Raw genomic sequence first — 21,042 nt, forward strand, 5'->3', positions numbered from 1 at the left:
GTCCCCCGAACGTGGACCGGACACGACCCGGACGGACACCCCTCAGAACAGCGTCTGTGCCGCCGCCGGCCGGAGCAGCCGCTGGTCGAACCCGGGGTCGGCGCGCTTCAGCGGTGACACCGTCGGCACCGACTGCTCCTGTGGCACGCGCGGCTGCAGCGTTCGCGGTTCGGAGAAGCCCATCGACCCCGTCGCCGGGTCCACCCGCCCCAGTCCGACCCCGTGCGCCGCCAGGATCGGCCGGATGCGCTCCGACAGCCACCGTCGGTAGTCCTTCGGCGCGTACGTGTTGTCGAGGTACATCGCGCGGTACCGCTGCACCAGGTCGGGTCGCTCGCGGCCGAGCCACTCGAACCACCACGGCTTGACGCCGGGTCGCAGGTGCAGCGCCGAGTACATGATGCTCGTCGCGCCGGCCGCGGTCGCCCGACCGATGGCGTCGTCGAGGTGAGCGCGGGTGTCGGTGATGTACGGGAGCACCGGCATCAGGAACACCGCGCAGTCGAGCCCAGCGTCGCGGATGGCCCGCACGGTCGCCAGCCGGGCCGACGTCGTCGGGGTGCCGGACTCGACGGACTGCTGCAGCGAGTCGTCGTACACGGCGATCGACATCGCAAGGTCGACCGGCACCACCCTCGCCGCCTCGGCCAGCAGCGGGAGGTCACGGCGCAGCAGGGTGCCCTTCGTCAGGATGCTGAACGGGGTGCGCGACTCCGCCAGCGCCTCGATCACACCGGGCATCAGCCGGTACCGCCCCTCGGCCCGCTGGTACGGGTCGGTGTTCGTGCCGAGCGCCACCGGGTGGCGGTCCCACGAGGGCTTGCCGAGCTCACGCCGCAGCACCTCGGCGACGTTCGTCTTCACCACGATCTGCTGGTCGAAGTCGGCGCCGCCGTCGAACTCCAGGTACGTGTGCGTCGGGCGGGCGAAGCAGTACACGCAGGCGTGGCTGCACCCGCGGTACGGGTTGATCGTCCAGCCGTACGTGCCCGAGCCGTCCGCGCTCGGCACCCGGTTCAGAGCGCTCTTCGCCAGGACCTCGTGGAAGGTCACCCCGGCGAACTCGGGGGTCGTCACGCTCCGGACGAACCCGCTGTTCGACTCCATCCCGGGCAGCGCGTCACTCTGCTCGGCATCGATCGCCTGTCCACTCCACCGCATGCCGTCATTCGAACACACGTTCGAACAGACTGCAAGCCGGAGCCGGTTGGTGCAGGCCTCAGTGGTGCAGGCCGAGCACCTTCGCGGTGCGCTCGAGCGTGGCGTCCGCCAGCTCCGGGTCGTCGCCGAGGTCCTGCCCGTAGGTCGGCACCATCGCTCGGACGTCGTCCTGCCAGGCGTCCCACCGGTCCGGGAAGCACCGGCGCAGCATCGTGAGCATGATCGGCACGGCGGTCGAGGCACCCGGCGACGCACCGAGCAGCCCCGCGATCGAGCCGTCGGCGGCGGTGATGACCTCGGTGCCGAACTGCAGCACGCCGCCCTTGTCCTTGTCGGGCTTGATCACCTGGACGCGCTGCCCAGCGGTGATGCGGTGCCAGTGCTCGGGCTCGGCGCTCGGCATGAAGTCACGGAGCGCCTCGAACTTGGTGTGCTTCGACGCGAGGAGCTGGCCGACCAGGTAGCGGACCAGGTCGAAGTTCGAGAACGCGACGCTCAGCATCGGGCGGAGGTTGTGCGGCCGGATCGAGCGGAACAGGTCGAGGACCGAGCCCTGCTTCAGGAACTTCGGGCTGAACCCGGCGTACGGCCCGAACATCAGCGACGAACCACCGTCGACGATGCGGGTGTCGAGGTGCGGCACCGACATCGGCGGGGCGCCGACACTGGCCTTGCCGTAGACCTTGGCCGAGTGCTTCTGCACCACCTCGGGGTCGTCGGTGCGCAGGAACTCGCCCGACACCGGGAAGCCTCCGTAGCCCCGGATCTCCGGGATGCCGGACTTCTGCAGCAGGTGCAGGGCGCCGCCGCCGGCGCCGACGAAGACGAACTTCGCGGCGATGCGCTGCGTCGACCGGCCGATCTCGTTGCGGACGTTGAGCACCCAGCCCTCGGACACCTTCGAGCGGGTCAGGTTGGTGACCTGGTGCGAGGGTTCGAACTCGACACCGTCGATCTCGAGCTGGTCGAAGAGCTGGCGGGTGAGCGACCCGAAGTCGACGTCCGAGCCGGCCGCCGAGTAGGTCGCCGCGATCGGCTGGTCCTTCTTGCGTCCGGGGATGAGCGCCGGCGCCCACTTCCGGATCTGCGCCGGGTCGTCCGAGAACTCGATGCCCGCGAAGAGCGGGTGGTCACGCATGGCCTCGTACCGGGCACGCATGTAGGCGACGTTGGCCTCGCCCCACACGAACGAGATGTGCGGCGTGGGGTTGATGAAGTTCGACGGCTCCGGCAGCACACCGGTCTCGACCAGGTGCGCCCAGAACTGCCGCGAGACCTGGAACTGCTCGTTGACCGTGACGGCCTTCGCGATGTCGACACGGCCGTCCGGCAGTTCCGGCGTGTAGTTCAGCTCGCACAGTGCCGAGTGCCCGGTACCGGCGTTGTTCCACGGGTTCGAGGACTCCTGCGCAACCGTGCCGAGCCGCTCGTACACGCGGATCTTCCAGCTGGGCTCGAGCTTGTGGATGATGGCCCCGAGCGTGGCACTCATGATGCCTCCGCCGATCAGGACGACGTCGATGGGTTCCACCTGCTGCTCTGCCACCCGTCGATCCTACCGGCGGCATCCGACAGACGGACAGGAGGCCCGTGGCGGTGTCGCCACGGGCCTCCTGTCCGTCTGCTGGTCGCGCTCGGCGCGCTACGCGTCGACGGAGCGGCGCGCGACGATCGTCTCCGCGATCTGCACCGCGTTGAGCGCGGCTCCCTTCCGCAGGTTGTCGTTGCTGACGAACAGGACGAGGCCGCGACCCTCGGGCGCGGACTGGTCCGCGCGGATGCGGCCGACGAACGCCGGGTCCTGGCCGGCGGCCTGCAGCGGGGTCGGGACGTCGGAGAGTTCGACTCCGGGTGCGCTCGACAGGATCTCGGTCGCACGCTCGGGCGACAGCGGACGCTCGAACTCGGCGTGCACCGAGATGGAGTGCCCGGTGAACACAGGGACGCGCACGCACGTGCCGGCGACGAGCAGGTCGGGCAGCTCGAGGATCTTCCGGCTCTCGTTCCGGAGCTTCTTCTCCTCGTCGGTCTCGCCCAGGCCGTCCTCGACGATGCTGCCGGCGAGCGGCACGACGTCGAAGGCGATCGGGCGGACGTACTTGACGGGCTCGGGGAACGTCACGGCGGATCCGTCGTGCGTCAGCGCAGCGGTGTCCTGCTCGAGCGCGGCCTTCGCCTGACCCAGGAGTTCCTCGACCCCGGCGAGCCCGGAACCCGAGACCGCCTGGTAGGTCGTCGCGACCAGACGGCGGAGCCCGGACTCGGTGTCGAGCACCTTGAGCACCGGCATGATCGCCATGGTCGTGCAGTTCGGGTTCGCGATGATGCCCTTCGGCGCCTGGTCGATGGCGTGCGGGTTCACCTCGCTCACGACGAGCGGGACGTCGGGGTCCATGCGCCAGGCGCTCGAGTTGTCGACGACGAGCGCCCCGGCGGCGGCGAACTTCGGCGCGAGGGCCCGCGAGGCGGTGGCCCCGGCGGAGAACAGCGCGATGTCGATGCCGGACGGGTCGGCGAGCTCGGAGTCCTCGACCACGATCTGCTCGCCGCGGAACGGCAGCGTCGTGCCGGCGGAACGGGCGCTCGCGAAGAAGCGGACCCGGTCGGCCGGGAACGCGCGCTCTTCGAGCAGGCGACGCATCACGGCGCCGACCTGGCCGGTGGCGCCGACGACGGCGACGGTGAGGGTGCTCATGCGGTGCTCCTGGTGGTTCAGCGGATCGACGGGTCAGCGGGCGTCAGCGGGCGTCAGCGGGCGTCAGCGGCCGGTGCCGGCGTAGACGACGGCCTCGGCATCGGCGTCGAGGCCGAACGCGCTGTGCACGACGCGCATCGCCTCGTTCAGGGTGTCGGCGCGGGTGACGACCGAGATGCGGATCTCGGACGTGGAGATCATCTCGATGTTGATCGACGCGTCGTGCAGGGCGCGGAAGAGCTGCGCCGAGACACCGGCGTTCGTGCGCATCCCGGCACCCACCAGGGCGAGCTTGCCGATCTGGTCGTCGTACTGGATGCTCTCGTAGCCGATGTCGGCCTTCGCGACCTCGAGCGCCGTCAGCACGGTCTGGCCCTGGTCCTTCGGCAGGGTGAACGAGATGTCCGTCCGCCCGGTCGACGCCGCCGACACGTTCTGGACGATCATGTCGATGTTCGCCCCGGCGCGCGCGACGTTGGTGAAGATCTCGGCGGCCTTCCCCGGCTGGTCCGGGACCCCCACGACGGTGATCTTGCCCTCGGAGAGGTCTCCGGCGATCCCGGTGATGATCGGTTCTTCCACGGTTTCCCCCTCGGCAGGGTTGTAGACGATGGTGCCCTCGTTGTTGTTGAACGAGGACCGGACGTGCAGGGTGACGCCGTGCCGCCGGGCGTACTCGACGGCGCGGATGTACAGGACCTTGGCACCCGAGGCTGCGAGCTCGAGCATCTCCTCGCTGGTGACGCGGTCGACCTTGCGGGCCTTCGGCACGACGCGGGGGTCAGCGGTGAAGATGCCGTCGACGTCGGTGTAGATCTCGCAGACGTCGGCGTCGAGTGCTGCGGCGAGGGCGACGGCCGTGGTGTCCGAGCCGCCGCGGCCGAGCGTGGTGATCTCGCCCGTGGTGCGGTTGAAGCCCTGGAACCCGGCGACGATCGCGACGTGGCCGGAGTCGAGCGCCTCGCGCACGCGCTTCGGGGTGACGTCGACGATGCGGGCCTTGCCGTGCTGGGCGTCGGTGAGCATGCCGGCCTGGCTGCCGGTGTAGGAGGATGCTTCGACCCCGAGGCTCTTGATCGCCATCGCGAGCAGCGCCATCGAGATGCGCTCCCCCGCGGTCAGGAGCATGTCGAGCTCACGGCCGGCGGGGATCGGCGTGACGGAGTGCGCCAGGTCGACGAGTTCGTCGGTGGTGTCGCCCATCGCCGACACGGCCACGACCACGTCGTTGCCGGCCTTCTTCGTCTCGACGATCCGCTTCGCCACGCGCTTGATGCTCTCGGCGTCCGCGACGGATGAACCACCGAACTTCTGCACGATCAAGGCCACTGGCTGGTACTCCCGGAGACGGCGACACCGCGAGGTCACGCGGTCTCACAATGGTAGTCGGTGTTTCGGGGATGTTGCGTGCGAGCGGGCCCCGACGCAAGGATCCTGCGCGGGGGGTCAGCCGCCGACGACGCGGCGCCCCTCGAAGGCACGACCGAGCGTGACCTCGTCGGCGTACTCCAGGTCGCCGCCGACCGGCAGCCCCGACGCGAGCCGCGTGGTGCGGATGCCCATCGGGACGAGCAGCCGGCTGAGGTAGGTCGCCGTCGCCTCGCCCTCGAGGTTGGGGTCGGTCGCGATGATGACCTCGGCCACGGTGCCGTCGGCCAGGCGCGTCATGAGCTGCTGGATGCGGAGGTCGTCCGGTCCGATGCCGTCGATCGGGCTGATCGCCCCGCCGAGCACGTGGTACAGCCCACGGAACTCCCGGGTGCGCTCGATCGCCGCGACGTCCTTCGCTTCTTCCACGACGCAGATCGTGGCCGGGGAGCGGCGCGGGTCACGGCAGATGCTGCACTGGACGTTCTCGGTGACGTTGCCGCAGATCTCGCAGAAGCGGACCCGCTCCTTGACGTCGGCCAGCAGCTCGGACAGACGACTCGGGTCGAACGACTCGGTCTGCAGGATGTGGAAGGCGATGCGCTGCGCCGACTTCGGTCCGATGCCGGGCAGACGGCCGAACTCGTCGATGAGGTCCTGAACGATCCCGTCGTACATCAGGCACCGTCCTGGTGGAGAGCGGTCTCCTCGATGAACTGGGCGTTGAGGATCTCACGCACGACGGCCTCGCCGTACCGGCCGGCGACCGGGGCGCGGCGCGCGGGCGGTGCGGTGCGCGCGGGAGCGGCGGCGGGCTGGGCCGCGCGCTGCGGGGCGGCCTGCTGCGCCGGGGCTGCCGGCGCCGCGGCTGCGGGTGCTGCTGGCGCTGCACCGCGTCCGATCCCCGGGTCGGGGAACGGTGCGCCGTCGTCGTACGGTTCGTCGTCGAGCGGGTAGTCGTCGACCGGTACGCCCGGCACGACAGGACCGCCGGGAGGCACGGCGCCCGCTCCGGACGCCGCCTGCGGACCCGGGGTGGTCGGCTGGTCGGGCTTCCCGGCCGTGGCACCGGCCGGTCGCGCGGGTGCGGCCGACGGTGCCGGCTCGGTCGGCTGGGGCGTGCTCGTCTCGGCGGGGGCGACCGGCGCGGACGCCGGCACGGTGCCGAAGGGTGCCGCCCAGCTGGGCTCGACGGACTCCGGGACGGCGTCGGCGGTGGGGTCGCTGGCGGGGATGGTCGCGACCGCCCAGTCCGTCACCGGTGCACCGGAGGGAGCGGGGGTCGGCTCGGCCGGTGCCTGGTCGCGCTGCGGCGCGGACGCGGTCGGCGCTGCCTTCGGCTCCGGCGCGGACTTCGGCGCTGGCGCGGACTTCGGCGCCGGCGCTGCCGTCGGCGCAGGGGCTGCCGTCGACTCGGGCGCTGCCGACGCGGCCTTCGGCTCCGTGGCAGGGGCGGCCGTCGTCGTGGAGGCGGCAGCGGACGCCGGCGCCGGGGCTTCCGGTGCTGTGGGCTCCGGAGCCGGAGCCGGGGCCGCGGCGGCGGGTGCCTGCGCAGCGGGGGCCGGACGCTGGGCCGGTGCGGCCTGCTGCGCCGGAGCCGGCTGCTGCTGCTGCTGCTGGGGACGCTGCTGCTGTCCGGGCCCGCGGGCGACGAACTTCACGCGGAGCCCGAGGACGTCCACGATGGCGGCGCGCAGCAGTTCGCTGACGCTGGCCGAGGGGTCGGACATCTCCTTGAACGAGGCGACGTCCTGCTGGCTCGGGAACGTCAGCGTCAGCACGTCGTCGCGGAGCGCGGTGACCTGCGCCGTGACGACCACCGACCACGCCGAACGCTTGGCGTGCTGCACGTGCTCGACGATCTGCGGCCAGGAGTCGCGCATCTGCTGGAAGCCGACGGCACCGACGGTCCGGACGGCGGGCTCGTCACCGATCGTCGTGCCCTGACCGGTGGACGACGGACTGACCGGCTCGGCAGCGGGCTTCGAAGGCTCGGACTTCGCGGGCTCGCCCGAGGACTTCGCGGGCTCGGTCGAGGTCTGCGCGGGTGCTCCAGGGGTGCTCGGAGCGACCGCTGCCCACGACGCTGCAGCGTCACGAGCCACGGCTCCGGAGTCGGCCTGCGGCGCGGCGGGCTGCTCGACGGGACGCTCGGGCGTCGTGCGAGGCGCTGCCGGAGCGGGCGACGGGGCGAGGGAGGGAGCAGGAGCCGCGGCTGCCTGCTGCTCACGACGCGGTGCAGCGGCGACGGCGGGAGCGGACTGGTCGCCGGCCCCGGCGTCGTGTCCACCGGCGTCGTGCCCACCAGCGTCGCCCACCCCGACACGACGTTCCAGTCGCTCCACCCGGGCGAGGGCTCCGCGCTGGGTGTCGTCGGCCTCGGGCACGAGCATCCGGGCTGTCATGAGTTCGAGGTGCAGCCGGGGCGAGGTCGCGCCGGTCATCTCGGTGAGCGCGCGGTTCGCGATGTCGGCGGAACGGGAGAGCCCGGTCGCGCCGAAGACCCCGGCCTGGCGGCTCATGGTGTCGAGCTCTTCCGGTGAGACCCCTCGCAGGACCGCGGCGGCGCTCTCGTTCGTCGCCGCGACGACGATCAGGTCGCGCAGGCGCTCGAGCAGGTCCTCGACGAAGCGGCGGGGGTCCTGTCCGGTCTGCACGACACGGTCGATCGCGGCGAACGCGGACGCCGGGTCGGCGACGGCCAGGGCGTCGACGACGTCGTCGAGCAGGGCGGCGTCGGTGTAGCCGAGCAGGGCCACGGCACGCTCGTAGGCGATCGCCCCGTCTTCGCTGCCGGCCATCAGCTGGTCGAGCAGGGACAGGGTGTCACGGACGGATCCGCCGCCGGCACGCACCACCAGGGGCAGGACGCCGGGGGCCACCGACACGGACTCCTGCGTGCAGAGCTGCTCGATGTACTCGAGCATCACCGCGGGCGGGACGAGCCGGAACGGGTAGTGGTGGGTGCGCGACCGGATGGTGCCGATGACCTTCTCGGGCTCGGTCGTCGCGAAGATGAACTTGACGTGCTCCGGGGGTTCCTCGACCAGCTTCAGCAGCGCGTTGAAGCCCTGCGGCGTCACCATGTGCGCTTCGTCGAGGATGAAGATCTTGTAGCGGTCGCGGGCCGGGGCGAAGACGGCACGGTCGCGCAGGTCACGCGCGTCGTCGACACCGTTGTGGCTCGCGGCGTCGATCTCGATGACGTCGAGCGAGCCGCTGCCGTCGCGGGCGAGTTCCACGCAGCTCGGGCAGACACCGCAGGGTGTGTCGGTCGGGCCCTCGGCGCAGTTCAGGCAGCGCGCGAGGATGCGGGCCGACGTCGTCTTGCCGCAGCCACGCGGGCCGCTGAACAGGTAGGCGTGGTTGACGCGGTTCGTGCGGAGCGCCGTGCGGAGCGGGTCGGTGACCTGCGACTGCCCGATCAGCTCGGCGAAGTTCTCGGGCCGGTAACGGCGATACAGGGCGGTGACCACGCGACAAGGGTAGCCGTCACGACCGACAACCCGCGTGCCCGTCCACAGGTCGTCCCGCCGGGCCGGACCACCCACAGGCGGTGGGCCGAGCGCCCGGACGGCACCGCGCCTCCCGTCCGTCTGGTCGACGGGCGGGAGGCGCGGTGTGTGACGCTGGTGCGGACTCAGCCGCGGGTGCGGCGACGGAACCCGCGGGCGAGGCGGGAGAGCCCCAGCAGCAGGAACCCGAGGGCCACCAGGCCCGCCGCGGTGCCGGCGATCGGGACGACGTCCGCGCCGGTCCAGGCGAGGTCACCGGTGCCGTTGCCGGAGCCACCGATCCCGGTGCCGGAGCCGTTCCCGGAGCCACCGCCGATGCCGTTGCCGGTCCCGATGCCGCTCCCGGAGCCCCCGCCGGTCCCCGGCGTGCCGGGCAGCCCGGGCGTACCGGGCGTTCCGGGCGTTCCGGGCGTACCGGGCGTACCCGGCGTACCGGGCGTACCGGGCGTACCCGGCGTACCGGGCGTGCCCGGCTCCTCCGGGTCGACGGCGTCGTCCATCACCATGACGCGGAGCATCTGCGCCTGCGAGGTGAACCCGCCGACCGACTGGGTGACGCGCAGCATGTGCCCGCCGACCGGCAGCCCGACCATGACCCACCACGTGCCGTCCTCGTCGGCCGTCGTGGCGACCGCGTCGCGGCCCATCGGCTGCACGGTGACGGTCGCGCCGGGCTCGGCGGTACCCGTGACCATCAGGTCGTGGTCACCGTCCTCGTCCGCCGTGTACTGCGAACCCGGTGTCGGCGAGGTGACCGCGAGCGGCTCCAGGGTGTCGACCACGATCGGCACCTGCGGCGCCGCCGAGGTCGTGCCGTTCACCGACTGCGTGGCGCTGATCGTCCACTCCCCCTCGGGGACGCGCTCGAACGCGACGCTCCACGCGCCCTCGTCGTCGGCGGTGGTGGTGCGGACCTGCCCGGTGGACAGGGTCACCGTCACCGCGGCGCCGGGGGTGGCCTGACCGGTCACCGTGAACGAGCCGGTGTCACCGAAGCCGTCCGCCTGGATCAGCTGCCCGGGCTCGGGGCTCGTGATGACGATGCCCGTCTCCTGCGCGGCCACGACCGTGACGTCGGCGGTCACCGGGTCGGAGGTCCGACCGCCGACCGTCTGCGTCACCGACACCGTGTGGTCCCCGAGGGGGACGCCACCGATCGTGACCGTCCACGAACCGTCGTCGCCGGCGGTCGTCGTCGCGGTCCGGCCGTCGACGGCGACCGTGACGGTCGCACCGGGCTCGGCGGTGCCGCTCACCGGGATCGACGTCGTCGACCCCGTCGTCGGGAACGCCTGGCCGTCGGTCGGGCTCGAGATGACGACCGGCGTCGCGGCCGTCACGGTGAAGCCGACCCGCGGGGCGTCGGTGGTGGCACCGTCGACCGTCTGGTTGGCGGCGATCGTGTGGGTCCCTTCGGCGACGTCCGGCACCGTCACGGACCACGCGCCGTCGTCGTCCGCGGTCGTGGTGACCGCGGTGCCGTCGTCGATGCGGACCGAGACCGTGGCGTTCGGTGCGGAGGTACCGGTCACGCGCACGTCGGTCGAGCCGCCGAGCACCCGGTGGTCGGCGCCGTCGGCCGGGCTGGTCACGACGATCGCGTCCGCGGCGGCGACCACGACGGTCACGTCGCGCTCGATCGCATCGGACGTCGTGCCGTTCACGACCTGGGTGACGACGAGCGTGTGCTCGCCGGCCGGCACGTCGACCAGCGTGGTCTCCCACCGTCCGTCGGTGCCGACACGGACCACGACCGGGTCGGCATCGTCGAGGACGACGCGGACCGTCGCGCCGGGCTGGCCCTCGCCGCCGACCGGGACGGTCGCGGTGGGGTCGGTGCTCGGCACGGTGAACGTGGTGTCGTCAGCCGGGGCGGTGACCGTCAGCGCCGCACCGGGTGCGACGGTGAAGGTGCTGCGCACCGCTGCGGACGTCGAGCCGTCGACCGTCTGGGTCGCACGGATCGTGTGCTCGCCGACGGCGGTGTCCGGCAGGTCGACGCTCCAGGTGCCGGCGTCGGTCGCGGTCACGGTCCGGGCGTCGCCGCCGTCGATCGTGACACGGACCTCGGCACCGGGCTCGGCGGCCCCCGCGGCGGTGAGGGTCGCGACCGAGTCGCGCTGGGCGACCCGGATCGTGGACCGGTCCGCCGGGGTGGCGATCGTGATCGGGTCGGCGACGAGGACGCGGACGTCCACCGTCACCGGCGCGGACTCGGTGCCGTCGATGCGCTGCGTGACGCTGACGGTCGTGGTGCCGGCCGGCACACCGGGGACCGAGACGCTCCAGGCGCCGTCGTCGTCCGCGGTGGTCGACTCGGTGCGACCGTCGCCCAGGTCGACCACGATGGTCGCGCCCGGCTCGGCGGTGCCGGCGACGTCGACCGTCGTCGTGCCGTCCCCGTCGGCGACCGTGTACTCCTGGTCGGCCGTCGGCTCGGTGATGACGACGGGTGCGCCCGCCTCGATCTCGAACGTCGTCCCGACCGGGGTGGTCGAGGTCGAGCCGTCCACGGTCTGCGTCACCTCGACGGTGTGCTCGCCGACACCGAGGTCCGGCACGTCGACGCTCCACGAGCCGTCGTCACCGGCGGTGACCTCGACGGGGTCGCGGTCGTCGACGGTGACCGTCACCGTGGCGCCGGGCTGGGCGTCACCGGCGACCGTCACGGTCGTCGTCGCGTCACCGTCGGCCACCGTGATCGGGTCGTCGCCGGGCTCACGGATGACCAGGTCGGCAGCCGCGACCACCGACACAGGTCGTTCGACCGCCGCACTCGTGGTGCCGTTCAGGGCCTGCGTGACCGAGGCCGTGAACGAGCCGGTCGGCACGTCCTCGACCGTGGTCGCCCAGCGGCCGTCCTCGTCCACGGTCGCCGTGGCGCTCCCACCGTCGCCGAGGTCGACCGTGACGGTCGCGCCCGGCTCACCGGTGCCGGCGAAGTCGACCCCGGTGGTGGCGTCGTCGTCCGCCACCGTGACGGTGGTGGCACCCCGCGGCGTGGACACGACGAGCGGGGCTCCGGCACGGACCGACACCGCCGCCGTCACCGGCGTCGAGGTCTGTCCGCCGACGACCTGCGTCGCGGTGACGCGGTGGTCGCCCACCGGGACGTCCTGGAAGGTGGTCTCCCACCGGCCGTCCTCGTCCGCCGTCACCGCCTCGGTCTCGCCGGTCGAGATCCGGACCGTCACCTCGGCGTCGGGCTGCGCCCGACCGGTCACCTCGACGTCGGCGGTGCCGGACGTGTCGGCGACCGTCAGGACGTCGCCGTCCTCCGGGGTCACGATGGCGAGCGCGGTCCCGGCCCGCACCGTGACGGTCTGGTCCGGACTGGAGGCGGTGGTCCCGCCGACCGTCTGGCTGGCGGTGAGCGTCGGGGTGCCGACACCGACCCCACCGAACGTGACCGTCCAGTCGCCGTCCGCGTCCGCGGTGGTGGTCGCCTCGTCGTCGCCGAGACGCACCGTCACCGGCGCACCCGGCTCCGCCGAACCCGTGACCACGACGTCGCGCGTCGCGTCGGCGTCCGGCACGAGCAGGACCGCATCGGTCCCCGGTGCGGTGATCGTGACGGCTTCGGCGGCCTCGATCGTGATCGTGCGCCCGACCGGGTCGGAGGTGCGCGGGTCGGAGACGCTGCCGGCCAGGGTCTGGGTGACCGAGACCTGGTGCACGTCGACGCCGAGGTCGGGGAACGTGACCGACCACGTGCCGTCGGCACCGACCGTCGTCTCCTGGTCCTCGGAGCCGGCGAGGGTCGCCGTGACCGCGGCGCCGGGCTGGCCGGTGCCGGTGACCGTGACGTCGCGCTCGACGTCGGGTCCGGCGACCGTGATCGGGTCCGTGTCGGGACCGGTGATCGTCAGCGCGTTGGCCGTGACGACCTCGAAGGTGATCGGGACGGCGCTCGTCACGACGTCCTCGACCTCCTGGCTGGCCGACGCCGTGTAGACGCCGGTCGGGGCGAGACCGGTCGCGTCGACCGCCCACCGCCCGTCGTCGTCAGCCGTGGTGGTGAACCGGGTGCCGGGGCCGACCGAGACGGTCACCGCGGCGCCGGGCTCGGCCGTGCCGGTGATCCGGGCGGTCGCGGTGGCGTCGGCGTCGACCACGACGAAGCGTGCGCCGCTCGCCGGGGTGTCGATGACGATGGCGTTGCCGGGGACCACGGTGAAGTCACGCGTGACCACCGGGCCGTCGGTGCCGTTCACGGTCTGCACGGCCTCGACGGTGTGCTCGCCGATGCCGAGCTGCGTGGTCGGGAGCTCCCAGTTGCCGGCCGTGTCCGTGACGACCTCGACGGGGTCGCCGTCGTCGATCGTGACGACGACGGTCGCGCCGGGGTCCGCCGTGCCGCGGACGACCACGTTGGCCTGGCCGCCGGTGCCGGCGGGCACCTGCTGGGCGTCACCCGGTGCCACGATGACGAGCTCGTCGCCGGCCTCGACCGCGAAGTCACGGTCCACCGGTGCCGAGGTCGCGCCGTCGACGGTCTGGGTGACCGTCGCGGTGTGGTCGCCGGTGCCGACGTCGGTGAGGACCACCGACCAGGCGCCCTGCGCGTTCGCCGTGGTGGACACCGCGTCGCCGTCGTCCAGGACGACCTCGACGCGGGCGCCGGGCTGCGCGGTGCCCCGCACGGTGACGTCGACGACGGAGTCGTCGGCCGCGACCGTGACGGTGGCGTCCTGCGCCGGAGCGGTGACGGCGAGCGGGGCGCCCGCCTGCACGGTGACGACCTGGCGGACGGCCGGCGAGGTGGTCCCGCCGACGGTCTGCGTCGCCGAGATCGTGTAGCGACCGACCGGGACGTCGGTGACGGTCAGCGTCCAGGTGCCGTCGTCGTCGGCCGTCGTGGTGGCGGTCAGTCCGTCGCCGAGCGAGACCCGCACCTCGGCGCCGGCCTCGGCCGTGCCGGCGAGGTCGAGGTCGGTGGTGGTGTCGGCGTCGAGGACCGTGACCACGTCGCCGTCCTCCGGCGAGGTGATCGCGAGCGGGTCGCCCGCCTCGACGGTGAAGGTGGTCTCGACCGGGCCGGACGTGGTGCCGTCGACGCTCTGCCGCGCCGTGACGGTGCGCTCCCCGACCGGGACGTCGGCGAAGGTCGTCGTCCAGGCACCGTCCTCGTCGGCGGTGACCGCGGCGGCGAACGAACCACCGATGCCGACGGTGACCCGAGCGTTCGGGGCCGCCGAGCCGGACACCGTCACCGGGGTGGTCGAGCTCTCGTCGGCGACGGTGATGGTGCTGCCGTCGGCCGGCTCGTCGATGGTGAGTGCGGGTGCTGCCGTCACGGTGAAGTCCCGGGTGACCGGGGCACTCGTCGTACCGCCGACGGTCTGGGTGACCTCGGCCGAGTACTCCCCGGCCGGGACGTCCGTGACGCTCGTCGACCAGGTGCCGTCGGCGTTCGCGCGGGTGGTGGCGGTCAGGCCGTCACCGAGGTCGACGTCCACGCGGGCACCGGCCTGGGCGCTGCCGGAGAACGGGACGGACCGGGTGTCGCCGGCGAGCGGGAAGTCCTGGTCCGCCGTGGGGGTGTCGACGGTCAGGCCGGCCGCCGCCACGACCCGGAAGGACCGGGTCACGGGTGCCGAGGTCGTGTCGCCGACGGTCTGCGTGACGCTCGCCGTCTGCTCGCCCACCGGGACCTCGGGGACGGTGACGCTCCAGGCGCCGGCGTCGTCCGCCGTGCCCGTCGCGGTCACGCCGCCGCCCAGGTCGACGCTGATGCGCGCGTTCGCCGTCGCGGTGCCCGTCAGGGTGACCGGGGCGGTCTCCCCCGTCGTCGTGAAGGTCTGACCGGCCGTGGGGGTGGTGATCGTCAGGGCGCGCTGGGCCACGACGGAGAAGTCCTGCGTCGCGGTGCCCGCCGCGGTGCCGCCGACCGTCTGGGTCGCGGTCGCGGTGTACGAACCGGTGGGGACGTCGGCGATGGTCGTCGTCCAGGCACCGTCGGCAGCGACGGCCGCGGTGCCGGTCCGGTCCCCGCCGAGGCTGACGGCGACGGTGCCGCCGGGCTCGCCGGCACCGCTCACGACGACGCTGCGGGTCGAGGTCGCCGACGGCACGGTGAACTGCTGTCCGGCCGCGGGCGCCGTGATGGTCGGAGCCGCGAACGCCGTGGCGCGCACGGTCGAGGTGGCGAGGTCCACGGTGGCGACGTTCGCCCCGGGGAGCACGGAGAGCCGCAGGGCGTGCACGCTCCGCGATCCGGTGTCGTACCCGCGGGGGTCGCGGAAGCCGGTGGTGTCCTGCGCGTTCACGGTGAGGTCGACGACCTGACGGAGCAGCAGCACGACGGGGCTCAGCAGGGTGGAGACGGCCGAGGTCGTCGCCGTGAGCGTCGTGCCGAGGTTCGTCAGGGCCGTGCCCGTGACCAGGGGACGCACGATGGTCTGCAGTGCCGGGATGACGACGGTGTTGACCGCCGGGGCGAGCAGGGTGCCGAGCACGTTCAGCCCGAGGGGGCCACCGGTCGCCGTCACCGTGGCGGCGGCCGGCGACGTGCCGGCGAGTGCGCCGAGCGTGGTGTCCGCGCGGAGGGCCAGTGCGGTGAGCGGGATGCCCGCGAGGTTGACGTTCGCGGTGACGTTCACCCGCACGGCGGTCGAGTTGATCGTGTTGACGACCGCGGTCTGCAGCGCCGTCGGCAGCTGCGTGCCGAGGATCGTCGTGATGCTCCGGTTGATCGAGCTCACGGCCGCTTCGGTCAGCACCGACGTGTTCGCCGGCTGACCGTTCAGCGTGGTGAGCCGGTCGAGGTCGACCGTGATCGCGCCGGTCGACGGGGTGATCGTCACCGCACCGTCCGTGAGCGGCTGCTGCAGCACACGGGTCAGGGTGTCGTCGAGGTTCAGGTCGACGGTCGCGGTGACCGTCGTGCCGTTGACGTTCACGAGTCCGAGGCTCGTCGTGCGGAGGAGCCGCTGCAGCTCGCTCGTCAGCGCCGTGGTCGTGCCGGACAGCGCCCCGTCGGCACCGACCGCGGAGTTCACCGTGCCCGAGAAGGTGCGCAGGTCGTTCCGGAGCGCCGTGCTGAGTCCGGCGACCGCCGGGCTCGTCAGGTTGAGGTCCGCGCCGGCGATCCGGTAGTCCGTCGTCGTCCCGACCGTGGTGCCGCGCGTCGCCTGGATCCGGGACGCCAGGGCCCCGATCCGCAGCTGCGCGTTCGACAGCACCGTGGTGTCGGCGCCGACGCGCGAGAACAGCGGGTTGAGGTTGACCGTCGCAGCGCCGGTGCCAGACCCGGTGCCGACCCCGATGCCGCCGTCGTTCGTCAGGAGTCCCGACGACGCGGTCGCGCCCGTGGCCGAGGTCGTGGCGTACTGACCGTCGACGCCGAGGGTCAGGATGCCGTTCGGGCCGAGCAGGTCGACGTCGTTGCCGAGGTCCACCCCGACCGCGTTGAGCGCCGTCAGGTTGAGCGGCTGGTTCGTGGTGCCGCCGCCGGAGCTCGCGCCCCGCGCGGAGTACGCGCCGCCGAGCTGGGCGACCGCATCGGCGTTCACGATGCCGGAGCCGCTGAGCAGCAGCCCCTCGGCCTCGGCGACGTCGGTCTGGGCGGCCGCAGCGGGTTGGATCGCCACGGTGGCGGCGATGAGCGCCGTCACCGTGGCGACGACGCCGCCGCGCAGGAGGAGCCGCCGACCGTCCGTCGCTCGTCCTCGAGCTCGGCCGTCGGCGCGGGTGATCCGTCGTGTCCGTTCGTCCGCTGCGGAGGGTACGGGGGTACCGGGCAGCGACGCGTGCCTGCGCATGCGTGTCTCTTTTCCTGGCGGGCGCGCCCGCCACCTGATCCTCGGAATCCACCGCTGGTGAGGCGGTGGAGGCTCCTCCGCTGGTGAGGCGGTGGAGGGTCGGAATCCTGGTTGGGGATTCCTGAGGCAGATCTTTACACATGATCAGGAAGCTGTCCGCAAGCATCGAAGAAAAAGGACGCGAGACCTCCCGAACGGGGGGCGACACCGGGGAGCTGACTCGACCCGGAACGAAGAAGACTCCTCACGCACCCGCCAGAGCCTGGTTACCCTTGCTGCGTTTCCGCCCTGGGGGAGTTGGCCTGGATGGCGTCACGTGAGGAGCCGCCGAGAAGTCTACCGGACGCGACGGGCAGACTCGAACACATGAAGATCGCCATCGCCGGAGGACACGGCCAGATCGCCCTGCTCCTCGCCCGCCAGATCACCGACGCCGGCCACGACGCCGTCGCGATCGTCCGCAACCCCGCGCACGTGGCCGACGTCGAGCAACAGGGGGCGCGTGCGATCGTCGCCGACCTGGAGCAGCTCGGCGACGACGACCTCGCGCTCCGCCTGCGCGGTGTGGACGCCGTGGTGTTCGCCGCCGGTGCCGGGCCGAACAGCGGTGCCGAGCGGAAGCTCACCGTCGATCGTGACGGTGCGATCCTGCTCGCCGACGCCGCCGAGCGTGCCGGCATCGAGCGCTACGTGATGATCTCCGCGATGGCGGCCGACACCTACGACCCCGAGCTCGCCGTCGTGCCCGCGCAGGACGACGCCGCGGTGTTCCAGGTCTACCTGCGGGCGAAGGCCGAGGCGGACGCGAACCTGCGGGCCCGACGCCTCCGCTGGACGATCGTGCGTCCCGGCGGTCTGCTCGACACGCCGCCGCAGGGCACGGTCCACGTCGGCCGGACGGTGCCGCGCGGCTCGATCCCCCGCGCGGACGTCGCGACCGTCGTCCTGCACGCCCTGCTCGACGACGCCGCGGTCGGCGTGCAGTTCGAGGTCACCAGCGGCGACACCCCGATCCCGGCGGCGCTGGGCGCCCTGACCTGACCGGTCCGCGCGGTCTGCACCGTGCGGTGGACGCGACCGACGGACGGACAGGAGGCGCGGTGCCGGCCCGCACCGCGCCTCCCGTCCGCAGCCTGCCAGCGCGCCGACGCGAGGCGACACGCGCCCCGCACGTCAGAGCGCGACCGCAGCCGACTGCCGGGCGATCTCGAGCTCCTCGTTCGTCGGGATCACGAGCACCGCGACCCGTGAGCCGTCGGTGGAGATGCGGCGGGCGTCGCGCGACGCCAGCTCGTTGCGGTCCGGGTCGATCTCGATGCCCAGGTGCTCGAGCCCCGCGAGCACGCGCCGCCGCAGCAGCGCGTTGTTCTCGCCGACCCCCGCCGTGAACACGACCGCGTCGAGGCCGCCGAGCTGTGCCGTGTAGGCGCCCACGTACCGACGGATGCGGTGGCGGTACACGGCGAGCGCCGCCTCCGCCTGCTCGTCGCCCTTGGTGGCGGCGTCCTGCACGTCCCGCATGTCGCCGTTGCCGGTCAGGCCGAGCAGACCGGACCGCTTGTTGAGCATGGTGTCGAGCTCGTCGAAGGTCATCCCGGCCTCGCGGTGCAGGTGGATGAGCACCGCGGGGTCGAGGTCGCCGGAGCGGGTGCCCATGACGAGCCCCTCGAGCGGGGTCAGCCCCATCGAGGTCTCGATGGACTTCCCGCCGTCGATCGCCGCGACCGAGGCACCGTTGCCCAGGTGCAGCACGATCGTCTTGAGCTCGGCGAGCGGCCGGTCGAGGAACTCCGCGGCCTGCTCGGAGACGTACTTGTGGCTGGTGCCGTGCATGCCGTAGCGGCGGATCCCGTACTCGGCGGCCAGGTCGGCGGGGATCGCGTACGTGTACGCGTGCGGCGGCATCGTCTGGTGGAACGCGGTGTCGAACACGGCGACGTGCGGAACGTCCGAGAAGACCTGCTTCGCGGCACGGATCCCCTCGAGGTTCGCGGGGTTGTGCAGCGGCGCGAGGCTGTTGAGGTCCTCGATCTGCTGCTCGACCTGGTCCGTGACGACCGTCGCGCGGTCGAAGGTGGTGCCGCCGTGCACGACGCGGTGGCCGACGACGGCGGGCGGGTGCTCGTCGAACGACGGGCCCACCTTCGCGAACGCGTCGATCATCGCCTGGAACCCGGCTGCGTGGTCGGACACCGACGCGGCGTCGTTCGACGACGACTCCCCCGTCAGCGCGTTGGTGTGCTTCCAGGCCCCGGCGGACTCGCCGATGCGCTCGACGAGCCCGGACGCGAGCGTGCGCTCGTCCTCGAGTTCGATGAGCTGGTACTTGAACGAACTCGAGCCGGAGTTGACGACGAGGGCTGCGGTCACGGGGTGGTCACTTTCTGTCGGGCCTGGAGGCGCGGTGCGGGTCGGGCGGTCAGGCCGCGTCGGTCGCGGTGCCGGCCTGGATAGCGGTGATCGCGACGGTGTTCACGATGTCGCCCACCAGGGCGCCGCGCGACAGGTCGTTGATCGGCTTGCGCAGGCCCTGCAGGACCGGGCCGATCGCCACGGCGCCGGCCGAGCGCTGCACGGCCTTGTACGTGTTGTTGCCGGTGTTGAGGTCCGGGAAGATGAACACCGTCGCGCGGCCGGCGACCGGGGAGTCCGGCATCTTCGTCGACGCGACCGTGGGGTCGGCTGCGGCGTCGTACTGGATCGGGCCCTCGACGAGCAGGTCGGGCCGGCGTTCCCGCACGAACGCGGTGCCGGCGCGCACCTTGTCGACGTCGGCGCCGGAGCCGCTGTCGCCGGTGGAGTAGCTGAGCATCGCGACGCGGGGGTCGATACCGAACTGGGTCGCGGTCTCGGCGGACGAGATCGCGATGTCGGCGAGCTGCTCGCTCGTCGGGTCCGGGATCACCGCGCAGTCGCCGTAGACGAGCACGCGGTCGGCGAGCGCCATCAGGAACACGCTCGACACGATCGAGGTGTCCGGACGGGTCTTGATGATCTCGAACGACGGCCGGATGGTGTGTGCCGTGGTGTGCTTCGCGCCGGACACCATGCCGTCGGCGAGCCCGAGCTGCACCATCATCGTGCCGAAGTACGAGACGTCGGTGACGGTGTCGCGGGCGAGCTCGATCGACATCCCCTTGTGGGCGCGGAGCCGGGTGTACTCCTCGGCGAAGCGCTCACGCAGCTCGGGGTCGAACGGCGAGACGAGCTGCGCGGCCTCGAGGTCGAGGCCGAGCTCGGTCGCCCGCGTGCGGATGGCCGCGGGGTCGCCGAGGATCGTCAGCTCGCAGACCTGGCGCTGCAGCAGGGTGGAGGCGGCGCGGAGGATGCGGTCGTCCTCGCCCTCGGGCAGGACGATGCGCTTGCCGTAGCTGCGCGCCCGGTCGAGCAGGCCGTGCTCGAACATGAGCGGGGTGACGACCCCGGACGGAGCGAGCTGCAGGCGGTCGCGCAGGGCCTCGGCGTCGACGTGCTGCTCGAACAGGGCGAGCGCGAGGTCGGCCTTCCGGGGCGAGTCGGCGGCCAGGCGGCCCCGGGTCTGGGTGATCCGGAGGGCGGTGTCGTACGTGCCGAGGTCGTTCTGCGCGATCGGCAGCGAGCTCGACAGGCCCTCGAGCAGCCGGGACACCTGCGGGGCGATCTCGAACCCGCCGTTCAGGATGACGCCGGCCAGGCTCGGGAACGTCTCGGACTGGTTGGCGAGCAGCGTGGCGATGAGGACGTCGCTCCGGTCACCGGGGACGACGACGATGCCGCCCTCGATCAGCCGGGGCAGCACGTTCTCCATGCTCATGCCCGCGACGACGGTACCGAGGGCCTCACGGTCGAGCAGGGCGTCGTCACCGCGGACCAGGGTGGCGCCGGTGGCCTGCAGCAGGGCGCGGACCGTCGGGGCGACGAGCACACGGTCCTCGGGGATCGCCCACACCGGGACGTCGGGGTGGTCGTCGTGCACGGCCTGCTCGACGCTCGTCACGATGGCGGCGAGGGCGTCCGGGTCGGCACGGTTCACCACGACGCCGAACAGCTGTGCGTGTGCCGCCCGCAGCTCGCTCGTCGTGACGTCCGCCACCTGCGCCATGCCCTCGGGCGTGCGGGCCGCTCGTTCGGCGGCGTCGCGGCCACCGAGCACGAGGAGCACCGGAGCGCCGAGGTTCGCGGCGACCTTCGCGTTGAAGGACAGCTCGGTGGGGCTGCCCACGTCGGTGTAGTCGGACCCGAGCACCACGACGGCGTCGCACTGCCGCTCGACCTGGGCGAACCGGGTGACGATGGTGCCGAGCGCCGCCTCGGGGTCGGCGTGCACGTCGTCGTAGGTGACCCCGACCGCATCGTCGTACGAGATGCCGACGGCCGTGTGCTGCAGCAGCAGTTCGAGCACGTAGTCGGGTTCGACGACCGAGCGGGCGACGGGCCGGAACACGCCGACGCGGCCGACGGACCGGGCGAGGGTCTCGAGGACACCGAGGGCGACGGTGCTCTTGCCCGTGTGCCCTTCTGCTGACGTGATGTAGATGCGGGTCGACACGAGGCCCAGGGT

Annotated in this window: 10 protein-coding genes and 1 other RNA gene; 1 reads left to right on the forward strand and 10 read right to left on the reverse strand. The window is 72.6% G+C overall.

Annotated elements, in window-relative coordinates; translation table 11 throughout:
- Positions 1-42: 42 nt before the first annotated feature.
- From HQQ79_RS12095 to ffs, 8 genes are all read right to left on the reverse strand, one after another.
- A complete protein-coding gene (locus tag HQQ79_RS12095) occupies positions 43-1,161 on the reverse strand; it encodes an Rv2578c family radical SAM protein (protein WP_173034609.1) in 1,119 nt (372 codons plus the stop codon).
- A gap of 58 nt (positions 1,162-1,219) precedes the next feature.
- The gene (locus HQQ79_RS12100; protein ID WP_173034611.1) at positions 1,220-2,707 is read right to left on the reverse strand and encodes a malate:quinone oxidoreductase; all 1,488 of its coding nucleotides are present in this window, start codon (positions 2,705-2,707) and stop codon (positions 1,220-1,222) included.
- A gap of 96 nt (positions 2,708-2,803) precedes the next feature.
- Complete coding sequence (locus HQQ79_RS12105; protein WP_071405015.1) at positions 2,804-3,856, reverse strand: aspartate-semialdehyde dehydrogenase; 1,053 nt, start codon at positions 3,854-3,856, stop codon at positions 2,804-2,806.
- A gap of 63 nt (positions 3,857-3,919) precedes the next feature.
- The gene (locus tag HQQ79_RS12110) at positions 3,920-5,185 is read right to left on the reverse strand and encodes an aspartate kinase (RefSeq protein WP_017888681.1); all 1,266 of its coding nucleotides are present in this window, start codon (positions 5,183-5,185) and stop codon (positions 3,920-3,922) included.
- A gap of 117 nt (positions 5,186-5,302) precedes the next feature.
- Positions 5,303-5,902 (reverse strand): recombination mediator RecR, encoded by a 600-nt coding sequence (recR, locus tag HQQ79_RS12115; RefSeq protein ID WP_017888680.1) that lies wholly within the window; start codon positions 5,900-5,902, stop codon positions 5,303-5,305.
- On the reverse strand, positions 5,902-8,700 hold the full coding sequence (locus HQQ79_RS12120) for a DNA polymerase III subunit gamma and tau (RefSeq protein ID WP_173034613.1): 2,799 nt from the start codon (positions 8,698-8,700) through the stop codon (positions 5,902-5,904). Before HQQ79_RS12120 ends, recR begins: the two co-directional genes overlap by 1 nt.
- A 164-nt stretch (positions 8,701-8,864) precedes the next feature.
- On the reverse strand, positions 8,865-16,502 hold the full coding sequence (locus HQQ79_RS12125) for a choice-of-anchor G family protein (RefSeq protein WP_173034615.1): 7,638 nt from the start codon (positions 16,500-16,502) through the stop codon (positions 8,865-8,867).
- Between the two features lie 232 nt (positions 16,503-16,734).
- An RNA gene (ffs, locus tag HQQ79_RS12130) (signal recognition particle sRNA small type) lies at positions 16,735-16,831 on the reverse strand.
- Positions 16,832-16,868: 37 nt separating this feature from the next.
- Here ffs and HQQ79_RS12135 point away from each other — a divergent pair.
- Complete coding sequence (locus tag HQQ79_RS12135; protein ID WP_027466391.1) at positions 16,869-17,543, forward strand: SDR family oxidoreductase; 675 nt, start codon at positions 16,869-16,871, stop codon at positions 17,541-17,543.
- A 132-nt stretch (positions 17,544-17,675) separates the two neighbouring features.
- Here HQQ79_RS12135 and HQQ79_RS12140 read toward each other — a convergent pair whose 3' ends face one another.
- On the reverse strand, positions 17,676-18,872 hold the full coding sequence (locus tag HQQ79_RS12140; protein ID WP_173034617.1) for an acetate kinase: 1,197 nt from the start codon (positions 18,870-18,872) through the stop codon (positions 17,676-17,678).
- A 49-nt stretch (positions 18,873-18,921) separates the two neighbouring features.
- Positions 18,922-21,030, reverse strand: a complete 2,109-nt coding sequence (pta, locus tag HQQ79_RS12145; protein ID WP_071405020.1) for a phosphate acetyltransferase — start codon at positions 21,028-21,030, stop codon at positions 18,922-18,924.
- Positions 21,031-21,042: the final 12 nt, after the last annotated feature.

This window comes from Curtobacterium sp. VKM Ac-2852 (assembly GCF_013205045.1).
Taxonomy (GTDB): domain Bacteria; phylum Actinomycetota; class Actinomycetes; order Actinomycetales; family Microbacteriaceae; genus Curtobacterium; species Curtobacterium flaccumfaciens.

Coding starts and splice junctions, on each gene's coding strand:
- HQQ79_RS12095 (WP_173034609.1), bottom strand. CDS start 1,161: ATGCGGTGGAGTGGACAGGCGATCGATGCCGAGCAGAGTGACGCGCTG.
- HQQ79_RS12105 (WP_071405015.1), bottom strand. CDS start 3,856: ATGAGCACCCTCACCGTCGCCGTCGTCGGCGCCACCGGCCAGGTCGGC.
- recR (WP_017888680.1), bottom strand. CDS start 5,902: ATGTACGACGGGATCGTTCAGGACCTCATCGACGAGTTCGGCCGTCTG.
- HQQ79_RS12125 (WP_173034615.1), bottom strand. CDS start 16,502: ATGCGCAGGCACGCGTCGCTGCCCGGTACCCCCGTACCCTCCGCAGCG.
- HQQ79_RS12135 (WP_027466391.1), top strand. CDS start 16,869: ATGAAGATCGCCATCGCCGGAGGACACGGCCAGATCGCCCTGCTCCTC.